This window comes from Streptococcus caprae, from assembly GCF_042649745.1.
GTDB classification, from domain to species: domain Bacteria; phylum Bacillota; class Bacilli; order Lactobacillales; family Streptococcaceae; genus Streptococcus; species Streptococcus caprae.
Window position 1 is genome coordinate 1 of record NZ_JBHRZV010000045.1, and the last position, 22,406, is coordinate 22,406.

At 43.5% G+C, this 22,406-nt stretch carries 19 protein-coding genes; 6 read left to right on the forward strand and 13 right to left on the reverse strand.

The window, feature by feature from the left end; all coding sequences use genetic code 11:
* Window positions 1-177: 177 nt before the first annotated feature.
* From dapA to ACFORF_RS05725, 8 genes are all read right to left on the reverse strand, one after another.
* Window positions 178-1,113 (reverse strand): 4-hydroxy-tetrahydrodipicolinate synthase, encoded by a 936-nt coding sequence (dapA, locus tag ACFORF_RS05690; protein WP_380426263.1) that lies wholly within the window; start codon window positions 1,111-1,113, stop codon window positions 178-180.
* A 114-nt stretch (window positions 1,114-1,227) separates the two neighbouring features.
* Complete coding sequence (locus ACFORF_RS05695) at window positions 1,228-1,515, reverse strand: hypothetical protein (protein ID WP_380426265.1); 288 nt, start codon at window positions 1,513-1,515, stop codon at window positions 1,228-1,230.
* Window positions 1,516-1,530: 15 nt separating this feature from the next.
* Entirely contained in the window at window positions 1,531-2,607 is a 1,077-nt protein-coding gene (locus ACFORF_RS05700) for an aspartate-semialdehyde dehydrogenase (RefSeq protein WP_380426267.1), read from the reverse strand.
* 320 nt (window positions 2,608-2,927) lie between these two features.
* Window positions 2,928-4,499, reverse strand: coding sequence for a cardiolipin synthase (gene cls, locus ACFORF_RS05705; protein WP_380426269.1), 1,572 nt, complete (start codon window positions 4,497-4,499; stop codon window positions 2,928-2,930).
* Window positions 4,500-4,661: 162 nt separating this feature from the next.
* A complete protein-coding gene (locus ACFORF_RS05710; RefSeq protein ID WP_380426271.1) occupies window positions 4,662-6,332 on the reverse strand; it encodes a formate--tetrahydrofolate ligase in 1,671 nt (556 codons plus the stop codon).
* A gap of 96 nt (window positions 6,333-6,428) precedes the next feature.
* On the reverse strand, window positions 6,429-7,439 hold the full coding sequence (locus tag ACFORF_RS05715) for a GtrA family protein (protein WP_380426273.1): 1,011 nt from the start codon (window positions 7,437-7,439) through the stop codon (window positions 6,429-6,431).
* 311 nt (window positions 7,440-7,750) lie between these two features.
* Window positions 7,751-8,110 (reverse strand): hypothetical protein, encoded by a 360-nt coding sequence (locus ACFORF_RS05720; protein WP_380426275.1) that lies wholly within the window; start codon window positions 8,108-8,110, stop codon window positions 7,751-7,753.
* Between the two features lie 19 nt (window positions 8,111-8,129).
* Entirely contained in the window at window positions 8,130-9,074 is a 945-nt protein-coding gene (locus ACFORF_RS05725) for a phosphodiester glycosidase family protein (RefSeq protein ID WP_380426277.1), read from the reverse strand.
* Window positions 9,075-9,248: 174 nt separating this feature from the next.
* On the opposite strand from ACFORF_RS05725, the gene ACFORF_RS05730 reads away from it, so the two are divergent.
* Genes ACFORF_RS05730 through ACFORF_RS05740 form a run of 3 tightly spaced genes read left to right on the forward strand, consistent with a single transcriptional unit; the run spans window position 9,249 to window position 11,044 of the window.
* Window positions 9,249-9,932 carry a phosphopantothenate--cysteine ligase gene (locus ACFORF_RS05730; RefSeq protein ID WP_380426420.1) on the forward strand — a complete coding sequence of 228 codons (684 nt, stop codon included), beginning with the start codon at window positions 9,249-9,251 and terminating at the stop codon, window positions 9,930-9,932.
* Window positions 9,925-10,485, forward strand: a complete 561-nt coding sequence (gene coaC / locus ACFORF_RS05735) for a phosphopantothenoylcysteine decarboxylase (protein ID WP_380426279.1) — start codon at window positions 9,925-9,927, stop codon at window positions 10,483-10,485. The genes ACFORF_RS05730 and coaC overlap by 8 nt, the downstream gene beginning before the upstream one ends.
* Window positions 10,475-11,044 carry an ECF transporter S component gene (locus ACFORF_RS05740; protein WP_380426281.1) on the forward strand — a complete coding sequence of 190 codons (570 nt, stop codon included), beginning with the start codon at window positions 10,475-10,477 and terminating at the stop codon, window positions 11,042-11,044. The genes coaC and ACFORF_RS05740 overlap by 11 nt, the downstream gene beginning before the upstream one ends.
* Before the next feature lie 43 nt (window positions 11,045-11,087).
* Here ACFORF_RS05740 and ACFORF_RS05745 read toward each other — a convergent pair whose 3' ends face one another.
* From ACFORF_RS05745 to ACFORF_RS05755, 3 genes are read right to left on the reverse strand one after another with little or no spacing between them, the layout of a single operon-like run.
* A complete protein-coding gene (locus ACFORF_RS05745) occupies window positions 11,088-12,413 on the reverse strand; it encodes a family 4 glycosyl hydrolase (protein WP_380426282.1) in 1,326 nt (441 codons plus the stop codon).
* A gap of 18 nt (window positions 12,414-12,431) precedes the next feature.
* Complete coding sequence (locus tag ACFORF_RS05750) at window positions 12,432-13,979, reverse strand: PTS transporter subunit EIIC (RefSeq protein WP_380426284.1); 1,548 nt, start codon at window positions 13,977-13,979, stop codon at window positions 12,432-12,434.
* A gap of 15 nt (window positions 13,980-13,994) precedes the next feature.
* The gene (locus ACFORF_RS05755) at window positions 13,995-14,783 is read right to left on the reverse strand and encodes a carbohydrate deacetylase (RefSeq protein ID WP_380426285.1); all 789 of its coding nucleotides are present in this window, start codon (window positions 14,781-14,783) and stop codon (window positions 13,995-13,997) included.
* Window positions 14,784-14,948: 165 nt separating this feature from the next.
* Here ACFORF_RS05755 and ACFORF_RS05760 point away from each other — a divergent pair, with 165 nt between their 5' ends.
* The 3 genes from ACFORF_RS05760 (at window position 14,949) to ACFORF_RS05770 (ending at window position 18,773) form a co-directional block, all read left to right on the forward strand.
* Window positions 14,949-15,665 (forward strand): MurR/RpiR family transcriptional regulator, encoded by a 717-nt coding sequence (locus tag ACFORF_RS05760; protein WP_380426286.1) that lies wholly within the window; start codon window positions 14,949-14,951, stop codon window positions 15,663-15,665.
* An 89-nt stretch (window positions 15,666-15,754) separates the two neighbouring features.
* Entirely contained in the window at window positions 15,755-17,473 is a 1,719-nt protein-coding gene (locus ACFORF_RS05765) for a phospho-sugar mutase (RefSeq protein WP_380426287.1), read from the forward strand.
* 151 nt (window positions 17,474-17,624) lie between these two features.
* Complete coding sequence (locus ACFORF_RS05770; RefSeq protein ID WP_380426288.1) at window positions 17,625-18,773, forward strand: cobalamin-independent methionine synthase II family protein; 1,149 nt, start codon at window positions 17,625-17,627, stop codon at window positions 18,771-18,773.
* A gap of 82 nt (window positions 18,774-18,855) precedes the next feature.
* Here the strand turns inward: ACFORF_RS05770 and ACFORF_RS05775 are convergent, their stop codons facing one another.
* Together ACFORF_RS05775 and ACFORF_RS05780 are read right to left on the reverse strand one after the other, a co-directional pair.
* On the reverse strand, window positions 18,856-20,583 hold the full coding sequence (locus ACFORF_RS05775) for an ABC transporter ATP-binding protein (protein WP_380426289.1): 1,728 nt from the start codon (window positions 20,581-20,583) through the stop codon (window positions 18,856-18,858).
* Window positions 20,584-20,596: 13 nt separating this feature from the next.
* Window positions 20,597-22,306 carry an ABC transporter ATP-binding protein gene (locus ACFORF_RS05780; RefSeq protein ID WP_380426291.1) on the reverse strand — a complete coding sequence of 570 codons (1,710 nt, stop codon included), beginning with the start codon at window positions 22,304-22,306 and terminating at the stop codon, window positions 20,597-20,599.
* Window positions 22,307-22,406: the final 100 nt, after the last annotated feature.

Sequence of the window (22,406 nt, forward strand, 5' to 3'; positions counted from 1 at the left end):
AACTCGTATTTTCATTGCCATAAACATAAAACGAGAGAAGACAAGTCCTGTCCTCTCTCGGTGTTAAATTGGTCAACCCACTACAGTTGACAAAGAGCCTCTTTTCCTTCTCTTTTTTCTCACTCTCCGATTTCTGGGCTCAAACCTAAAAAGGTCCACTGGACCTTTTTTCGCTTTTTAGTAATCTGGTCTTACAACACCCGTAACGGTTGCTTTGGTGGCTTCGTAGTCACCATCAACGACAACCTTGATGATGCGTTTAGCATCTTCTGCTGGTGCAGCAACCAGTGGCAAACGCAATGGTCCAACATTGAAGCCCATATAGTTGAGGACTGCTTTGACTGGCGCTGGACTTGGATAAGAGAAGAGGGCATTGACTTTCGGAATAAACTTGCGTTGAATGGTTGCAGCAGTTTTAATATCACTATTGGCAATGGCTTCAAACATGGCATGGATTTCATCCCCATTGGTATGAGAGGCAACAGAAATTACACCATCAGCTCCAAGATTCATGGCATGGAAAGCATCTCCATCTTCTCCGGTGTAAATAAGAAAATCATCAGGACGATTCTCAATCAAATAGGCAATATTTGCCAGTGTCGTACACTCTTTAACACCGATGATGTTTGGGTATTCCGCCAATCGCAACATGGTTTCTGGTGTCAACTCTACAACAACACGTCCAGGGATATTATAAACAATAATTGGCAAATCACTGGCATCTGCAATAGCTTTAAAGTGTTGGTAAAGTCCCTCTTGGGATGGCTTATTATAGTAAGGAACAATAGCCAAACCTGCTGCAAAACCGCCAAAGGCTGCGACTTCCTTGGCGAACTCAATCGAGTCACGGGTATCGTTAGTCCCTACTCCAGCGATCAAGGGCACGCGGCCTTGGACAATTTTTTGTACCGCCGCAAAGAGTTCCAACTCTTCATCGTGAGTCAATGTTGGACTTTCTGCAGTCGTCCCTGCCAATAGCAGAGCATCCGTATGGTGGGCCAAAAGGTGTTCAACCAAGTCTGGAAGGGCATCAAAATTGATAGAGCCATCTTCTTTAAAAGGCGTTACCATAGCCGTGATAATTTTGGCATTTCTTAATTGGTCAATGGACATAAACTTCTCCTATTCTTCATTTCGTGATACTAGAAAAGTTAGCCAAGCTAATTTTTCTAACTTGGCTGACTGTAACTGCGAGCATGGTGCTCCTTATTTCCATTCAAAGACCTGCTAGTTCCGATTCTTCATCTCTTTAACAATCTGATAAGCTCGTCCAAAGAAAATGAGACTACCTAACCCCAGCAAAATAGCTGGAGCGTTGACACCACCGATACTGTACAACCAGTAAACAAATCGGGGCAAGGCTTTTTCACCCCCTGTTGCCTCCCAGGCAAGAAGTTCTTGACGTCCCCACCAAGCTCCAACGAGAATGAAAAAACCAAAGATAAGACTCAAAACAAGTTGCGCCTTAGGGTTTTGAGACATCTTTTCTGCTATTTTTGATTCTGTTTTACTCATTGATGTAACCTTTCATTATTTCAACTCAAACACCAACTCGTCCGTCTTTCTGACCAAGCCACGTTCATGTAGGGTTTCAGCGATTTGGACGGAGTTCCAAGCGGCACCTTTAAGCAAGTTATCAGAAACAATCCACATGTGGATGCCGTTTTCCTTGTCCAAGTCCTTACGGATACGTCCAACAAAAGTATCACGACTATCCACGGCGTTAACTGCTTGAGGGTAGATTTGGTTGGCAACGTCGTCTTCAAGAACGGCACCTGGGAAAGCTGCAATCGCTTCTTTGACTGCTGCAATGTCTGCGACTTCCTTGGTCTCGATGTAAACAGACTCTGAGTGAGCTGACAAGACTGGAATACGCACACAAGTTGCAGAAACCGCGATGCTATCATCTTCCATGATTTTCTTAGTTTCATTGGTCATCTTCATCTCTTCATAGGTATAGTCGTTATCAGTGAAGACATCTATTTGTGGAAGAGCATTGAAGGCGATTGGATAATGTTTTTTATCCCCACCAGATGGAAGAATTTCCGCCTTAACGTCGCGTGGGTTGATACCGTCATTGACCACTTCTTTCAACTCACGTACAGTTTCATTGATGGCAGATTGTCCCGCACCAGAGACAGCTTGATAGGTTGAAACGATGATACGTTCCAAGCCCCATTGCTGACGAACAGGCTCAAGAGCAACCATCATTTGAATGGTTGAACAGTTAGGACAAGCGATAATTCCGTTATGGGCATCGAGGGCATGGGCATTCACTTCAGGCACAACCAATGGCACATCTGGATTTTGTCGGAAATAAGACGTGTTATCAACGACTACAGCTCCTGCCTTAACCGCGTATGGGGCAAACTTAGCTGAGACAGAACCACCTGCTGAGAAGAGGGCGATATCTACACCCTCAAAGGCATCTTCCGTTGTCAATTCAACCGTAATGTCTTGGCCCTTGTACTGGAGAACCTTACCTGCTGAACGTGAAGAAGACAAAAGGCGAACCTTGTCGATTGGAAGAGTTGACTCTTCCAGCATTTTAATCATACGTGTTCCAACGGCACCAGTGGCCCCAACAACTGCGACTGTATATCCCATAAATACCTCTTTAAGATAAGACGAACTTATCTTCGTAATTTTCTAAAAATTTGTAATATATTCATTATACACCATTTTCAATTGCTTGAAAAGGTATAAGTCAAATAAAAAATCTCCTATCGAAAGATAGGAGATTAGGGGCACTCTTAGAGTGAGCTGGACACGGTTCACACATGCCAGCAAGATCCGCTCCTGCGTTAATGACCTCCCCAGCGTCGAATGTTGCTTACGCAACGCTTCGGCTCATCGCATGACCCTAGTATAACAGAAATTGTCAGACTGTCAAGCATCTCGTTCATCTCTGCTCTGCTATTGCTTATTTACATAAGCGGAGCGATGGTCTTAGTCAGAACACCCGTCATTTTAGTTAAGATGGACATGGACTTGAGGGAATCGCGGGTAACCTCCTTAGAAACCGCCAAGGTCTCCTCAAAGTCCTGTTTAATGTCATCTAAAACTTCGGATTTATAGATGTAGCAACCACATTCGAAATGATGGTAGAGGCTCCGGTAATCTAGGTTGATCGTGCCAACCACTCCCTTTTGATCATCCGCCAAGAAAACCTTGGCATGGATGAAACCAGGTGTGTATTCATAAATCTTAACACCAGCATCCAAGAGAGCCGGATAATAGGTCTTGGCTAAGGCAAATGGAACAGTCTTATCCGGAATACCTGGCATAATAATACGAACATCTACTCCACGCTCAGCCGCAAACTGGATGGCATGCTCCAATTCACTGTCCAAAATCAAATATGGAGTCATGATGTAGACATAGTCACGCGCATGGTTAAGAATATCAATGTAGACATTTTCTCCCATCTTATCATTGTCGAGAGGAGAATCTCCATAGGGAACTAGATAACCAGTTGATTCAAACTGTTCATGAGTCTCAGGGAGATAACCTTCTAAAACAGGATTAGCTTCATTGTGAAACCACATTTGCATAAAAAGAACTGTGAAGGTATCGACTGCAGGCCCCTCAACCATAATTGCTGTATCCTTCCAGTGACCGAAGCGCTCCACATGGTTAATGTATTCGTCAGCTAGGTTGACACCACCTGTGAAAGCTACCTTACCATCAATGACTAAAATTTTACGGTGGTCACGATAGTTGTAATAGGTCGATACAAAGGGTGAGAGGCGACCGAAAGATTTAGCTTGAATTCCAAGCTTGGTCAAACGTTCATCATAGTCAAAGGATAAGGTTGAAAATTCATTCATACCATCGTACATAACACGAACTTCGACACCTTCTTTAACCTTCTGTTCAAGAATGGCCAAAATCTCTCCCCACATGATTCCTTCACCTATAATGAAATATTCTAGGAAAATGTATTTTTCAGCCTTGAGCAACTGCTCCTTCATCTCAGCAAATTTCGCTTCACCAGAAGGAAAATAGGTGACCCTACTGTGCTTATAAACCGGGTAATGTCCATCATTACGTGAGAAATAATTGACCAAATTATAGGTTGAGGTATGATTGTTTTTCAGTTCTTCAATAACCTCAGGACTCTGTTTCAGTAAATACTGAGTATCCCTAATAATCCGACGCATACCAAGTTTTAAACCATTGAAGCCAAAATCAACCTTAGTATATATCAAGAAGAGGCAGCCCAACCAAGGAAAAACGGTAATCAATAAGAGCCAAGTAATCTTTGAAGTCGTATTCATCCTACTATTGACCAAGTATAGAACGGTTCCAATTCGTAAGAAAATTTCTAGAACATCCAATTGAACATGGTACTGCTCCAACCAACGAAATGATGCCATGAGCATCATCAGTTGCAAGATAATAAGCAGGACAATGATGGTGGCTCGGCTGAAAATAACTCGCAAGAAACCAAATCGTCCCCTACTTAATAGGTAAACCACCCTATCTTTTTTATTCATAAAATCTCCTCACTCTCTAGTCGTCTATCAAACTATTATATCACAAAAATTATTACCTTATCTTGCACCAATTTTTATTTCCAGCATTCAGGAGTTTTCATCATAATGCATCAATGCAAGTAAAAAGTCCAGTTGACCAACAGCTGGACTTTTTAAACCTGACTAGAACAAACCTACAGCTGTACCATCTTCACGGACATCCATGTTGAGGGCGGCGGGTTCTTTTGGAAGACCTGGCATGGTCATAACATCACCAGTCAAGGCTACGATAAAGCCAGCTCCAGTCTTTGGCACAAATTCACGGACCGTAATTTCAAATCCTTCTGGCGCACCAAGGTCAACTGGATTGTCAGAAAAACTGTACTGGGTCTTGGCCATACAAACCGGCATTTTGTCCCAGCCCAAGTCTGCAAATTGCTTGAGTTGAGTCTTGGCCTTAGGGCCAAAGACTACTCCTCTTCCACCGTAAATTTCTGTGACAATTTTGGTCACTTTTTCTTCAAGACTATCTGAATCTGAATAGAGGCGAGTGTAGTTGGCTTGACCTTGCTCCACCACAGAAACCACTGTCTCAGCTAGGGCAACGCCACCAGCAGCCCCATCAGCCCAGACACTAGCTAACTCAACAGGCACATCGATACCCGCACAGAGCTCCTTGAGAAGGGCTACTTCTGCTGCTGTATCTGCGACAAATTCATTGATGGCAACAACCACTGGCACACCAAATTTACGGATGTTTGCCACGTGGCGCTCAAGGTTGGCAAATCCTGCACGAATGGCGTCTAGATTTTCCTCTGACAAATCAGTCTTAGCTACACCACCATGCATTTTAAGGGCACGAAGGGTGGCTACGATAACAACAGCATCAGGAGCCTTAGGCAGATTTGGCGTTTTAATGTTGAGGAATTTTTCTGCCCCCAGGTCTGCACCAAATCCGGCTTCTGTTACTGTATAGTCCGCCAATCGCAGAGCAGTCGTTGTCGCAAGGACTGAGTTACACCCATGAGCAATATTAGCAAAGGGACCACCATGAACCAGGGCTGGCGTCCCATAAATCGTTTGAACAAGGTTTGGCTTAAGCGCATCCTTAAGAATGAGCGTCAATGCCCCTTCAACCTTGAGGTCGCGAACATAAACTGGCTTACGATCATGAGTGTAAGCCACGACAATAGATGCCAGGCGTTCTTTCAAGTCTGCAAGGTCTGTCGCCAAGCAGAGAATGGCCATGATTTCTGAAGCCACCGTAATGTCAAAACCGTCTTCACGTGGAACACCATTTAAAGGACTACCTAGACCTACAATCACTTGACGAAGGGCACGGTCGTTGAGGTCGACCACCCGTTTCCAGATAACACGACGTTGGTCAATCCCGAACTCATTGCCCTGTTGAAGGTGATTGTCCAAAAGAGCTGACAAGGCATTATTGGCAGTCGTAATAGCATGCATGTCACCAGTAAAGTGGAGATTGATGTCCTCCATAGGAAGGACTTGGGCATAACCGCCACCTGCAGCACCGCCCTTGATTCCCATAACTGGCCCGAGTGAGGGTTCACGGAGGGCAATCATAGTTTTCTTGCCAATTTTATTAAGGGCATCTGCAAGACCGATTGACATGGTGGACTTGCCTTCACCTGCTGGAGTTGGGTTGATGGCTGTCACCAAAATAAGCTTGCCTGGTTCTTGATCCTTGAGGGCATTGATTTTCTCAAAGGAAAGCTTGGCCTTATACTTTCCATACAGTTCAATGTCATCAAATCCAATGCCAACTTGTTCAACAATCTCTGTGATAGGCTTGAGCTCAATACTCTGTGCAATCTCGATATCTGTTTTCATCTGTGACAGACTCCTTAAAAATTGATTTCTTTAAGTATATCAAAAAATCACTAAAAACGCACATTTTTAGTGATTGATTTTTTATTGTTCGTATTGTTAGGCGAAAACCACCGTTTTTTGAACTCTGTAAGAAAGGATAAAGAGAGAAATCTCGGTTATGAGCTTTGCTATCACCAGACCGATTCCGACGTTAACCAAACCTTGGATGAGCAAGTAATTACAAGTCAGAATAACCACTACCAACATGGCATAGCGGATGATTGACTTGAGAGGCGTATCAGTCTTCTTGAAAACGAGATTGGCGTTTAGGAAGCATTGCAAAGCAGCACTGAGGACACGCGCAAGAACTACTGATACCAAGAGATTTTTTGTGATTGCCATAAAGACAAAGAGTAAGATAGCATCAACTAGCGCTGCGGTCATTGCGGTGCCCGAAAACTTTAAAAAAGGAGCATAAATACGAATTGAATCTTGGATTGGTCTAAAGTGGGAACTTTTATTTTCTTCCAAATAGACAGTTTCAATGGGAACTTCGCTTAATCCGTAGCCTGCATTGTGAGCCTCCAAGAGCATGTTAAACTCATATTCAAATCGGTCACCCTCCAAGGTCAACAACCAAGGAATCATACTGGCTGACAGCCCACGTAGGCCGGTTTGGGTATCAGTTATTTTTTCACCGGTCACAAGACCAAACAGGCCAGCTGTTACCTTATTGCCAAATTTACTACGGGCAGGAACCTTACCAACAAAGGCACGCGCACCAAGAACAATCTTATCAGCTTGCGTTTGACCGACACGGGCCACGCGGACAATATCCTTAATCAAGTGCTGACCGTCACTATCGACTGTCACCATATAGTTATCTGCTTCGCCATGGTCCTGAATATAGGTAAAGGCTGTCTTAAGTGCTGCACCCTTGCCCTTGTTGATTTCATGTGTGAGGACTGTCGCCCCTAGCCGCTCAGCCTCATGAAAATAAGTGTCGTAGCCAACACCACTGCCGTCATTGATAACAAGCATAGATGCGTCACTAATCTTGTTGGTAATGTCTTGAATAAGCTTAATCAAACGCTGATCTGGTTCGTAAGATGGGATGATAATATACATAGAGCCATTTCCTTTCTGACAGACCACGGTTGATAAAACCTCAGTCTGAACCTGACCTCATCTTTCCTGAATGAGGTATCCTTATTTAACTACCTTTATTTTAAGGGGATTCCCTAAAACCAACCTAAATTATTCCTAAAAGAAGGCTTAAATTCAGATTTTTAAGCGCCAAATTTTGTTTTCCATTCTATCAAATGCACAAATGCAAAATACATCTACAATAGCCTCAGCCACCTTCCTTTGTTCACTCCAAACTTTGCTTTGTAATAAGGAAAAAGCTGAGCTTTGAACTCAACTTTTTCGTCAATAGATTAAACTGTTGCTTGAGGCTTAGGAGCCAGGAGAAGTCCTACAAGAAGACTCAGTACAAAGAGTACACCTGCAGCAATCCAGTAAGGTTGGTCTAGGGTTGTGGTCCGCCCAGAGACTTCAATAATGCCCTTGCAGAGACAGCCACTGACAATCGTTGCTATGGTGACATTGAAAAGTTGTGTCGACAGACGATTGGTCATCCAGGTCATTCCAAGCTGGGCCAAGAGATAAAGCAAGGCTCCAACCAAAGGCGCTAGAAACATGAAACGCATGTAAAGTGAAGACTCACCATAACTAAACTTTTCATAGACGAAGGTAAAGATGGTGCAAAATAGGGCAATCCCTATCAAACTAATCATAGATTTTGAGTATGTTTTTTTAGTAACCGATGTAAACAATATCACTCACCGCTCTTTCTTTAATAGTTGTTCCGTTTGTGGTTGGTTTGTTGACGACTTGGCCGTTGAAGTACATGGTTGATGAACCACCTCCATCAAGGTTATAGGCTGTTGTCACGCCATATGACTGCATGAGCTCTGCCATTTCATAAAGAGTTAAACCAGCTGATTCATCGCTCCGACCATCTGAGACGATGACGATGTAGTGGAGGCTGCCGTCAGATTCTTCAATAATACCGATGGCTGTCCGTGGATTATCTGCCATGGCTTGACCAACTTCTTCTGAGGTAGAGACTGCAATTTCACCATTTTTTACAAGTGTTGGTCCAAAGGCAAAGGTTTGAACAACACCACTGTCCAGCAATTCCTGAGCTGTCGTGTCGGATTCGTTTACGGTCCCAAAGCTACCATCTGAGTAAACAACCAGGTCTTCGTAATCAGAATTGCGTGAACTATCCCTGTAGAGAACCCCATTTTTGATGACATAACCTGTCGAGTTAGCGCCATAGTAATCACCGTTTATGGCAAAGATAGCATTATTGCTTGCTGCTATGCTGGAGGTCGTAGCCGTTACATTTGTCCCATAGGTGTCATTGGCCAAGGCTGTTTTCAGATAAGACGCATCGGACACTTGGATGTCCGCCACGTAATAAGTCGTGTCGTCTGTCTGACCAGTCGTAATGGTCACAGAAATGTTGTCATCCTTGTAAGAGGTATCTGTTTGTGTGACCTCACCTGTACTAGTCGAAGTCGTGGAACTCGTCGGAGATGAGCTTGTTGAACTGGTGCTACTGTTGCTTGTGGTCGCCTGCACCGTTGAAATAGCTTCAGACAAAACAAAGGTCTTTAGGAGGGTATAGGTACTGGCCGATAGCAGAGCTGCCGAACACAGTAAGGTAAAAAAATGTTTCTTAAAAAATCTCATGGAAACTCCTTATCAAATCTTGATGGGCCTATCATACGCAACCAGTATAAAAGAAACCTTAAAGTAAACTCGATATCAAAAATCGTTAAGCTTACCTTAAGAAATCACTGTTTTTAACCAATTTTTTAGGTTTACGAAAAAGGGCTTTTTGTGTACAATATTCCTATGAAACCAATGAACATTCTTATCACGTCTGGCGGGACAACGGAACTCATCGATGATGTCCGTGGCATTACCAATCACGCCAGCGGTCACTTAGGTAAAATCATGGCAGAGCATTGCCTCAAGGAAGGCCATCAGGTGACCCTCGTGACAACTAAAGAGGCCGTCAAACCTGAAAAACAGGCAAACTTGACCGTCGTCCTCATCAGCGATGTAGCTTCCCTTATGGAAACCCTTAAGCCCTTGGTTAAGTCCCATGATGTTCTGATTCATAGCATGGCTGTGTCTGACTACACCCCAGTCTACATGACTGACCTGGATGAACTGCAGACAGTCAGTGACCCTGCTCTGCTATTGACCAAGAAAAACACGGAGAAAAAAATCTCCTCAAACTCGGATGTCCAAGTGCTTTTCCTGAAAAAGACGCCAAAGGTCATCAGCCATGTCAAGGAATGGAATCCAACTATCAAGCTCGTTGGGTTTAAACTGCTAGTTGATGTAACTAAAGAAGAACTCTTCAGCGTCGCCCGCAAGAGTCTGATTAACAACAAGGCTGACTTTATCGTAGCCAATGATCTGACAGAGATTGATGCCAAGCGTCACCATGCCTACCTGGTTGATGAAACCAACGAGACTCTAGTAACGACCAAGCAAGCCATCGCTGAAATGATTTTGAAGAGGGTATCTCATGACTAATCCAAGATCCAAACGCATCACCTTAGCCGTGACTGGCTCCATATCAGCCTATAAGGCTGCGGATTTGACCTCTGCTCTCGGCAAACTCGGATACGAGGTTCATGTTCTTATGACTGAGGCTGCGACTGCCTTTATCACACCCCTGACCCTCCAGGTTCTGTCCAAAAATCCTGTCCATCTCGATGTGATGGAGGAAAAAATAGCAGAGCAGATCAACCATATCGAACTGGCCAAGCAGACAGACCTCTTTCTCGTCCTGCCAGCCTCTGCCAATACCATCGCGAAACTCGCTCATGGCATGGCCGATAACATGGTAACCTCTCTTGCTCTTGCCCTACCAGAGGAAGCCATCAAGGTTGTTGCTCCTGCTATGAACACTAAAATGTACGACAATCCCTTGACCCAACGTAACCTTGCGACGCTCAAGGAACTGGGTTATCGAGAAATCGAACCAAAATCTGCCCTTTTGGCCTGCGGCGATATCGGTCGCGGAGCTCTGGCAGATATCCCCCACGTTATTGAAATTATTGAGGAGATTTTCCATGCGCCATAAGCAATCCCAAACTGTCTCGACCATTGCCATCTTTTTTGCAGTTATGTTGGTCATCCACTTTGTCAGTTCGACCATTTTCAACGTCCTGCCAGTCCCAATTAAACCAACCCTGATTCATATTCCCGTTATCATCGCTTCTATCCTTTACGGCCCCTGTATCGGAGCTAGTCTTGGGGCACTTATGGGAATCATCAGCGTAGTCACCAACACTGTCATCCGCTTACCGACCAGCTACCTCTTTTCACCTTTTGTAGAAAATGGTAATGTTTACTCGTTAGTTATTGCTATGGTGCCTCGGATTCTTATCGGAATAACTCCCTATTACATCTACAAACTCTGGCCAAGTAAACCCGGCACCTTCCTTGCAGGAGCCATCGGTTCCCTGACCAATACAGTATTTGTCTTGGGTGGTATTTTCATCCTATTTGCCAATGTTTATAACGGGGACATTCAAAAGCTCCTTGCTGTTGTCATAGGAACTAATTCTGTGGCAGAAATGCTGATTTCAGCTTTCTTCACAGGTCTTGCGGTACCTAGGCTCAGTCGGTTAAGAAAATAGATAATAAAAACTAGGTTCGAAATCAGAACCTAGTTTTTATTATCTATTTTAACTTTGGCCAATACTCTTTATTGGCTTCATACAACTCATCTAATACTTTCTTACCAACAGTATAGTTTGGGATTGTTTTATTCAACATTACTGCTTCCAAAGCTGTTTGATAAGAACCTGTCAAAGCTGCATCCACTGTCTTTTTCTCATAGGCTTTTTGCATTTCCATCAGTCCTTTTTGGAAGGTTGGAATACTACCGATATTGATAGTTTCAGTTCCCATGCTACCGACATAAGCAGGTACTTCAACCACCGCTTCTGGATCGAAGTTTGAAATAGCGCCATGGTTTTTCTTATTGACTGTGAAGCGTTCACGGGTATTATGAATAATGGCATAAGCAATATCCACAATGTAATTACCGTGCACACCTGCATGAAGTGAGGAATCTTTGGCAGTTCCTGCAGCAATTACGCGACGACATTCTTCGTAGATCCGTTTTTCACGTCCCTGCATAACATAGTCCCCACGTGTAAAATCAATATCATCATGTGCTAACATTTCATCTGGTGTTAAATAATATTGCAAATAACAGTTAGGGAAGTAATCAGGGAATCGCTTAAAGAGACCAATCATCTGTTTATAAGTATCAATCCAGTACTGGTCTGCCTTGGTTTCTTCGTTGGACTGGAGAAGTGTGTCAATCTTACCTGACACTACATCTTCTCGTAATTGTGGAAGAAGGTCTTTGCCCTTTTCATCATAGACATTTGTCCACCAACCGAAGTGATTCAGACCAAAGTATTTGAAAGTCAAATCGCGTAGGTCTTTATTGAAGTACTTGGCAATCGCACCCTCAATAGAAATTGGCATGTCACAGATACAGAGCACTTTTGCCTCTGGAAACTCACGGTAAATGGCTTCTGACAGAATCGCTTCAGGATTGGTATAATTCAGAATCCAAGCATTTGGACAGAGTTCCTTAACCTTACGAATGATTTCCATCACTGCTGGAATAACACGCATGGCAAATGAGAATCCACCTAAACCGCAGGTTTCTTGACCAACAACACCATTTCGAATACAAATTTTTTCATCAATAGCTCGTTGACGATTCAGACCTGGACGAATTTGCATAAAAAGGTAATCAGCACCCGTAAAAGCTTCATCAATATCTGTTGTGTACGACACATTCACTGGTGAGCCTGTTTCAGCATAATACATCTTCGTGTACTGACCTAGTAGGGAAACACGTTCCTCGTCAATATCGTAGAGAACTAAGTCCGTTAAATTGAGTTCTTCCGAACGTTGACGTAATACTTCTAAAATTCCTGGTGATTGAGTAGACCCTCCGCCTACCATAACAAATTTATGTCCCATAGTTGTTCTCCTTTTCTTTTATGAATTCAAATACTCTTCAATTTGTTCACGAACTTTTTCCACACCTAGTCCAATAATAATCTGGATATGTTTGCCTTTATCGACAATACCAGATGATTTAACCTGATTTTTCAGAATCCCCATATCAACCTTGCTTTCATCCTTGATGTCAACCCGCAAACGTGTATAACAATTGATGATGTTAGCAATGTTATCCTTACCACCAAGACCAGCAACAATTGTTTCTACTTGTGAGTCTACAGAAGATGGTGTAGTGGCCTCTGTAGAAGGAATAGGTAAATCAAGGTGTTCTTCTGCTATATCTTCCCGTCCAAGTGTTGGAATATTAAGTTTGATAATGAGGTAACGGAAGACGAAATACTCCATGAGAGCTGTGATGACAAAGACAACTGGAATCCAGTATTGCTTACCAAGAGAAGTTGGGAAGGCAAAACTATTGATGATCATGTTGATACCAGTATCGAACTGAATAGAGATACCAATGAGATTTGTAATCAATAGGCTCAATCCATAAACAATTGCATGAGCAAACCACAGAACGGGCGATAAGAAGAGGAACAGGAATTCAAGAGGTTCTGTCACACCAGCCATAAATGCTGTTACAACAGTTGGGATCAAGATAGATGCAACTTTCTTACGATTTTCAGGTCTAGCTGTTTTCCAAAGAGCAAATGCAATACCGATAGGAAGTGAAATAGAACCAAAGTTAGACAAATAACCAATAGATGGGTGCATGCTTGTGATAGAACTTGCATTTCCAAGTTCTGCCAACCAAATATTAAAAGCACCATTTTGCATTTGACCTGCAATTTCAGCAGTACCACCAAGTGGTGTGTAGAACAATGGCATCCAGAGGAAGTGATGCAAACCAAGTGGCAATAACATACGGTTCAGGAAACCATAGAAGAAGAAGCCTAGAGAGCCTGAAGTTGTCGTAGTGGCAACAACTGCTTCAACAATCGAATTAACAACTGGCCAAATATAGGTTGTTACAATAGCAAGTAAAATTGTTAGGAAAATCAGAATAATGTAAACTGACTTGGTTCCTTCATACGGTGAAAGATACTTGTGTAGCTTGATTTCGCCAAATTTATTGACCATAACACCGACAAGGCAACCTAGCATAATCCCAAGGAATACACCCATGTCTACAACCTGCATACCAAAGACCATACCTTGACCAGTACCATAGAGCCCAAACTCACCTGCTTCTGCAAGTCCATTGGTCAATGTCAACCAAGAATTATTGGCATACAAGAATACAAGAAAAGTGATAATCCCTAGAATGGCTGCATCCGTTTTGTATTTTGGTTTGGCAAGAGCTGTAGCAATCCCCACACAGAAGATAACACTCAATTGACCAATCATACCACCTGATAAAATATTAAAGACAAAATTTCCGATATTCTTTGTAAAATCTGGCATGAAGTCTAGCTTCAAAATAGCACAGATAGAGAGTACAATCCCTGTAACCGCCATGAACAAGACTGGCTGAATAATCGCCTTAGAAAAGACACTGGCTGATTTCATCATTTTTTCTTTCATGATAAACCTCTTAACTTATGATATAGTCGTGCCATAATGGCAAAGTTGAATCTGATAGTCGTTAAATACTGCAGCAACATCCTTGTCACACAAAAGAGAGACTTCTTTAACGCGTGCCACATTAAAGGAAGAATTAAAATAGAGAATTTCATCGACATAGGCTGGATGTACCATTAGCTCTGTAATGGCATTGTCCTCTACTTGATTTAAAACTGCTCTAATTTCATCCAGACAACCTGGCTTGAGTTCCTCAAAGCTATGTGATAAATTTCGAATGTTGGGATAATTGGTTAAATCCAGAAAACCAGTTGCTCCAATTTGATAAGGGAGTGAAACATTTTTTTCCAAATCATAAGCATTACGTATCGGTAGTTGATACTTCTGAGCAATCCTCTCTGTAATGGCTAGATTTTCAGGAAAAGTATGTAAGTGATGATGACTGTCGATATGAGTTGGCTGTAATCCTTTCTCAAGAAGATAATCAATTTGGTGACACCATTCCTCAAATATTTCTTCATCATCTATCTGAGAACGCTGGTCATGGTATTCTTTAAGAGAATAAAATCGTCCATTCTGACTAATCGTCTTTCCTTTCGTTATTGCGTGACCGCAAGTTAGTACCATATGTACCCCAACTCCTAGACCCGGATTTTGCTTGGCTAATTCCACTGCTTCTAAACATCCCGGCATGTTTGCCATCAAAGTGGTCGAAGTTAAAATACCATCTTGATAAGCTTTTACAATACCTGCATTGACAGCTGGTGAATACCCAAAATCGTCGGCATTGATAATAACTTGTTTCATGGCTGTCCTCCTTTCTGATAGGACTGTTTATAGTGTTGTTTCGTATCTGATCATTTACTTCACATGCTAAGTATAGTATAATTAGAAAACGCATACAATACTTTCGCAACTGTTTGGAAGTTTTTCCATCCTTTGAAAATATTTTCATTGAAAGAGAAAATTATTATGACACATTTATCTCATATTGATAGACTTTTTCCAAATAACACTTTGCACCCTGAAGATGGTGATGTTATCCAAAATATACTAACTATGATTTTGAATCATGAAAACCTTGATATTAGAAATATTGCACAAGAAAACTTTACTTCCCCCTCTTCTATAAGTCGCTTAGCTAAAAGAGCCGGATTCAGTCATTTTAAAGAATTTATTTTCTATCTTTCACAAACACAAGCCCAGCAACAGAAAAATTTTTTAGAATCATTACCTTTTGCTAGTTCAACCTCTAGTTGGGAAGCAATCGGAAAACAATTAGAGAAAGCATTTACAGAGAAAAAAGTTTTTCTTTTTGGTGAAGGCTTTTGTCAGTTTCTCGTAAGCTACACTTATCGAAAACTATTATTAAAAAAGATTTATTCCGCTGATTTAGATGGAGTTGAAGTTAGTACGGTTTCCGACGATACCCCTCACACCCTAATTACTTTTTCTCACTCTGGCGAAAACAAAAGAGGCCTACAAAAAATCACAGCCTGTCAAAATTTAGGAGGTTGTACAATTGCAATTACAGCTTCGCCAAATAGCAGCTACACTAAAGTAAGTGATTACTGTATTTTAGTAGAAAATCAAGCCGCAACGACTGATTATGAAAATCAAAATTTAAATTTTTTCTTTGGTAACACCCTCAATTTAATGGAGTTTCTCATTGATAAATACTCTAATTAGTATTACTATTTTCTGAAAATCCTGCTTTCTTTTTCTAAAGACTTATGTTATAATGAAAGCGTTTAAAAGATACTTTAAAGGAGACCGCTATGTCTTATAATGAAAACTATGACAAATGGCTTGAGTTTACTGAACTTCCAGCCTATCTCCGCGATGAATTGGTCGCTATGGATGAGAAGACTAAAGAAGATGCCTTCTATACTAACTTGGAATTTGGTACGGCTGGTATGCGTGGTTATATCGGTGCTGGAACCAACCGCATCAACATCTATGTGGTCCGCCAAGCAACAGAAGGTCTAGCTAAGTTGATTGAGTCCAAAGGTGATGAAGCTAAAAAACGTGGGGTTGCTATCGCCTATGACTCTCGCCACTTCTCCCCTGAATTTGCGGAAGATTCTGCTCGCGTATTGGCTGCACATGGCATTAAGGCCTATGTCTTTGAGGCTCTTCGCCCGACACCCGAATTATCATTTGCAGTACGTCATCTCAATGCCATTGCTGGTATCATGATTACGGCCAGCCACAATCCAGCACCATTTAACGGCTACAAGGTTTATGGTGAAGATGGCGGACAAATGCCTCCTGCTGATGCGGATGCTTTGACTGACTACATTCGTGCAATTGAGAATCCCTTCACGGTTACTGTAGCTGACCTTGACCAAGCTAAGGCTGAAGGCCTTATCGAAATTATCGGCGAAGCTATTGATGCTGAGTACCTCAAGGAAGTCAAGGATGTAAACATCAACCAAGACCTGATCAATGAATTCGGTAAAGACATGAAGATTGTCTACACTCCGCTACATGGTACAGGTGAAATGTTGGCTCGTCGTGCCCTGGCCCAAGCTGGTTTTGAGTCTGTACAGGTTGTTGAAAGTCAAGCCAACCCAGATCCAAACTTCTCAACCGTTAAATCACCAAACCCTGAAAGCCAAGCTGCCTTTGCCTTGGCTGAAGAACTCGGCCGTCAGGTTGATGCAGACGTTCTCGTCGCAACGGACCCTGATGCTGACCGGCTCGGCGTTGAAATCCGTCAAGCAGATGGTTCTTACTGGAATCTTTCTGGAAACCAAATCGGTGCTCTCATCGCCAAATACATTCTTGAAGCCCACAAGCAAGCAGGTACCTTACCTGCCAACGCTGCCCTGGCTAAATCAATCGTATCAACTGAGTTGGTGACCAAGATTGCTGAAAGCTACGGTGCAACCATGTTTAACGTCTTGACTGGTTTCAAATTTATCGCTGAAAAAATTCAGGAATTTGAAGAAAAACATAACCACACTTATATGTTTGGTTTCGAAGAAAGCTTTGGCTACTTGATTAAACCATTCGTTCGTGACAAGGATGCCATCCAGGCTGTCCTCCTCGTAGCAGAGATTGCTGCCTACTACCGCTCTCGTGGCCTGACCCTGGCAGATGGCATTGATGAAATCTACAAGGAATATGGTTACTTCGCAGAAAAAACTATTTCTGTAACCCTGTCTGGTGTGGATGGTGCCGCTGAGATTAAGAAAATCATGGACAAATTCCGTGATAATGCTCCAAGTCAATTTAACCAAACGGATATTGCCATCACAGAAGATTTCCAAGCATGCACGTCAACAGCAGCTGACGGCACAGTGACTTCACTGACAACACCACCAAGCAACGTCCTTAAGTACACCTTGGCAGACGATAGCTGGTTTGCTGTTCGACCTTCTGGTACAGAACCAAAAATCAAGTTCTACATCGCAACTGTTGGTGACACACTGGCTGAAGCCGAAGAAAAAATTGCTAACATCGAAGCTGAAATCACTGCATTTACAAGCTAAATTGATAGCCCTCACTAAACTCCCAGTCTTATGATTGGGAGTTTTTTCTCTTATAGTTTAAAACTATATCCAAGACCTCTTAATAACTATTTTTCAAAACAATATCTTTAAGCTAAAATAAGATTATCTTAGAATGAAGAGGTAAATATACATGGCTAAATCAAAATTTCAATTAGTTGGTTCACTCCTACGTCCAGCAGATCTGCTAGACTTTAAAAATAAAATTGAGCACCGTGACGACATCCACTACCCATTCTACCAAGACTTTGATGGATACAAGGAAACTGAACGTGCTAACATCAAGCAAGTTGTAGCCGACCAAAAAGCAAACGGTATCGACATCGTTACCGACGGTGAGTATTCTAAGTCAATGTGGCATTTGGACTTTGTTTGGGGACTTAAAGGAATCGAGCGTTACATTGCTGAGCACGGTTACACTTTCAAAGACCATGATGGGGGCTCTTATGAAACACGTAAAGATATTGGCATCCGCATCACTGAGCCTCTTTCAGGGAAAAACCACAACTTCATTGACATCTACAAATTGGTCAAAGCAGAGGCAGGCGATACCGATACAAAATTAACTGTTTGGGGCCCTGCCCATGCCTATACTGAACTCGCTATTTTTGACGGACTTCATGGGGAAGGCCAAGTCTACGCTACTGCTGAAGACTTGAAAAATGGTCTAATCTCAGCCTACAAAGAATTCTTGGACGACTACAAGGCTGCTGGTGGAGAAGTCATTCAATTTGACGATTGCCTCTGGGAACTCTTTGATGAAACGAATCCAAACTCCTTCTTTGCAGCAGGTAACGCAGCTCTGACAGATTTGGCGGATGAGTTTGTCGCTATCAATAATGAAGTTGTTGATTACGCTCACTCTATCGGTCTTAAGGTCTGGACCCACAACTGCCGTGGAAACTATGAAAGCCGTCACGCTTCTGGGGGAACCTACGAAGCCATCGCTACAAAATTCCTTGGAGACCAACACTATGACCGTTTCTTCCTCGAATGGGATGATGAACGTGCTGGTGATTTGAAGGCCTTGGAAAGCTTAAAAGACAAAAATGCTGAAGTTGTTCTCGGTTTACTTTCTAGTAAAACTCAAACACTAGATGACGAAGAACGCGTCCTCAATCTGCTTGAACAAGCCAGCACTATCCTACCAAAAGAGCGTCTGCTCCTCTCACACCAATGTGGTTTTGCATCATGTGATTCAGGAAACGAACTCTCCGTTGAACAACAATGGGCAAAAATCAAACAAGGTCAAGAAATTGCTGCCAGATTCTGGACTGAGTAAAGCAAAAACTTCCAACTTTACTGAGGTTGGAAGTTTTAATTTTTCATGAAAAAAGAGCAGAAAAACTGCTCTGAAAAGTTGGCTAGGTCTGGGCCATCTGCATTTGATAATAGACTCCTTTTTTAGCCATGAGTTCCTGGTGGTTGCCGTATTCAACGATGTCACCAGCCACCATGACCAGGATCAGGTCCGCAGTCTGAATGGTGGAGAGGCGATGGGCAATGATAAAGCTGGTCCGTCCCACCATCAGTTTCTCAAAAGCCTGCTGTACCAGGAGCTCTGTCCGGGTATCAATCGAGGATGTCGCCTCATCCAAAATCAGGATTTTAGGAATATTGAGGAAAATCCGTGCGATGGTTAAGAGCTGACGCTGGCCTTGTGACAGGGAGGAACCATTGTCCTTGAGGATCGTATCATAGCCATTCGGCAACTGACGAATGAAAAAATCTACGTTGGCCGATTTAGCTGCTACCACCACTTCTTCTCTGGTCGCATCTGGCTTTCCATAGGCGATATTGTCATGGATGCTGGCTTCCTTGAGCCAGGTTTCCTGCAAGACCATACCGATTTGCTGGCGGAGGCTTTGCCGGGTGTAGGCGGTGGTCGGTGTCCCATCCAGACGGATTTCTCCACTCTCTAGGTCATAGAAACGCATGAGGAGATTGATGAGGGTGGACTTGCCGGCACCTGTTGGACCAACTATGGCCACCTTGGCACCAGCCGGGATGGAGATTGATAAATCCTCGATGAGGGGCTTATCCGGCTCATAGCCAAAACCGACCGATACAAAGTCAATCTGTCCTACAAGGCCATCCTCACTTAGCTCAGCTGTGCCTGTCTCTGCAAAGTCAGACTGGTCCAGAACAGCATAGAGGCGTTCCGCACAGGCTAGTGAGCTCTGCAATTCCGTCAAAACCGAAGAAATATCATTAAAAGGCTTGGTGTACTGGGTGACATAATTGAGGAAGGTGGTCAGCTCTCCCACAGTAAAGGCACCTGACATGATCCGTAAGGCCCCCACTCCCGTCAACAGTCCGTAAATCAAGGCGTTGATAAAGCGGGTCGTCGGAGGCACGGTAGAGGAGTAAAAAATGGCCTTTTGCGAAGCTGTCATGTAAGCCTCATTGGATTTAGAAAAAGCAGCAATCGCTTCTTCCTGGGCATTAAAAGCCTGCAAGAGACTTTCCTGGGAGACCATTTCCTCAATTAGCTGGGTTTGTGCCCCCCGCGTCTGCGTTTGTTCTTTGAAAAAGTGATAAGACTTGGTTGCGATAAAGCGAGCCAAAAGCAAGGACAGAGGTGTCAGGACAAGAACCATGACCAGCATGAGCACATCTAACTTGGCCATAAAGACGATGGTCAAGAGAATGGTTAAGATTCCCGTTAAAAACTGATTAAAGACCATGATTAGTCCTGTAGACAATTGCTCGCTATCTGCCGTTACCCGGCTGACCATGTCGCCAACGGATTGGCGGTCTAGGTAGGACAAAGGCAGGCGGTGCACCTTAGCTAGGACGGCTTGACGGAGCTGCTGGATATAGCCAAATACCATGCGGTTGGTCAACAAGGGATTGATCCACTGCAGAAGCGTGTTGACCAAGATAACCAGGACCATCTGTCCAAGAATAGCAACCAATTGTGCTTGAAAACCAGCGGTCAACAGACTATCCACAGCCCTTCCAATCAGAACAGGGAGATAAACGGTCAATCCAACCTGCAAACAGGTTCCAATCAGGGCAAAAATGACAAGGAAGCGTTGGGCGAAAAGCTGGCGCAACAAACGAGATAAACTCTTAGATTGTTTGGACATCGTAACCTCCTTTCTACACCTGCTGGGACTCATGGATCTCTCGGTAGACTGGACAGGTCATTAGAAGCTCTTCATGGCTACCAAAACCAACCTGTTTCCCCTCATCGAGCACCAAAATCTTATCCAAGCTCTGGAGACTACGCGTGCGCTGGGAGACCATGACAAGGGTGACAGCCATCGCTTTTAGAGTGGTCAAGACCTTGCTCTCCGTCAAGTAGTCCAATGCAGATGTGGAGTCATCAAGCACCAAAAACGGACGCTCTTGCATCAGGCTTCTGGCAATCGTTAGCCGCTGGCGCTGGCCACCGGAGAAATTACGACCAAAAGCTTCCACCGGTGCTTCGAGGCCGCCCTCTTTCTCCGCCACAAATTTCTTGGCTTGGGCTTTTTCAAGTACCTGCCAGACTTGGTCGTCTGAGACTGGTTCGTTGCTGAGACCCAGCATGAGATTGCTACGGACTGTTCCCTTAAAGAGCTCGGCTTTTTGAGGAACAAGGCCCACCCACTGCCGCCAGTCAGCAATGGTTCTTGGACTCTGACCATTGGCGAAGATCTGGAGGCGTCCACTAGTAGGTTGATACAAATGGCAGAGCAGCTGGACCAGGCTGGTTTTACCAGAGCCCGTTCCTCCGATAATACCAAGGCTCTCTCCTTTGGCAAGCTGGAAGTTTAGATTCTCCAGAGCCGGCTCATGGGCCTCGGGATAGCTGAAATAGAGTTCTGCAACATCCAGAACCAGGTCTAAAGAAACAGCTTCAGGCAGGGGTTGGTTGAGGTCTTCTGAGGTTTCTGAGAAGATAGCCGATACCCGCTTGGCGGATACAAAAGCTTGACTGAGATTGGTCACCAAGATGGCAACCTTGAGCAACTCAGTCAAAATTTGCAGGAGGTAGTTGACCAAGGCTACCAAGGTTCCCTGGCTCATAGAACCACCACCGACCTGCATACCTCCTTGCCATAAGACAATGAGCAGGGTGACATTAACGGTTAAGAAGGTCAGGGGTGCGACCAAGTTAGACAGATTTCCTGCCTTGATTTGAAGGCTAGTGTAAGCTTGATTGGTCTCTTGGAAGGCCTGTTTCTCCCGTTCTACTTGACCAAAAGCCCGAATAACCCGCATGCCTTGCAACTGCTCGCGGGTTTGATTGACCAGTGTGTCCAACTTCTTCCGAATGGTCGCATATAGAGGATTGAGCAGGCGAGCCACCGCAAATACGATAACAAAGAGAACTGCCACCATGACTAGGAAATACAGGGACAGGTGCGCATCAATGCTAAAGGCCATGATAATGGCACCAAAGACAATGATTGGTGCCCGTAAAAACAAGCGCAAGAAAATATTAATTCCTGTCTGAATCTGCAGGGTATCCGCAGTTAAACGTGCAACGAGACTAGAAGTCCCAATTTGATCCCGACTTTCCTTGGGAAGGGACATGATTTTTTCAAACAGGTCCTGATTAAGCTGTTTGGTAAAACCGACTGCACTCTTGGACGACACATATTGGGCAATCAGAGCCACCAAAATCCCCAAGGCTGCCAATCCAAATAGAATGCCAATCTGTTTGTTCAGTTGCCCTTGGTCACCGCTAGGAATCGTATGGTCGATAATGCGGGCAATCACCAGAGGTACCAGCAATTCAAACAGGGCTTCAAAGAGTTTAAATAAGGGACCGAGAATGGTTTCTACGATATACCCCTTAAAATATTTCAGTAAATCCTTCATGTATTCCTTTCATAACCAGGCCATTTTACATCAAAATGGGAGCGGGACCGAACTCAAAAAATTTGAAAGAGTTCTTCGCTCTTATATTTCTAGGCTCAGG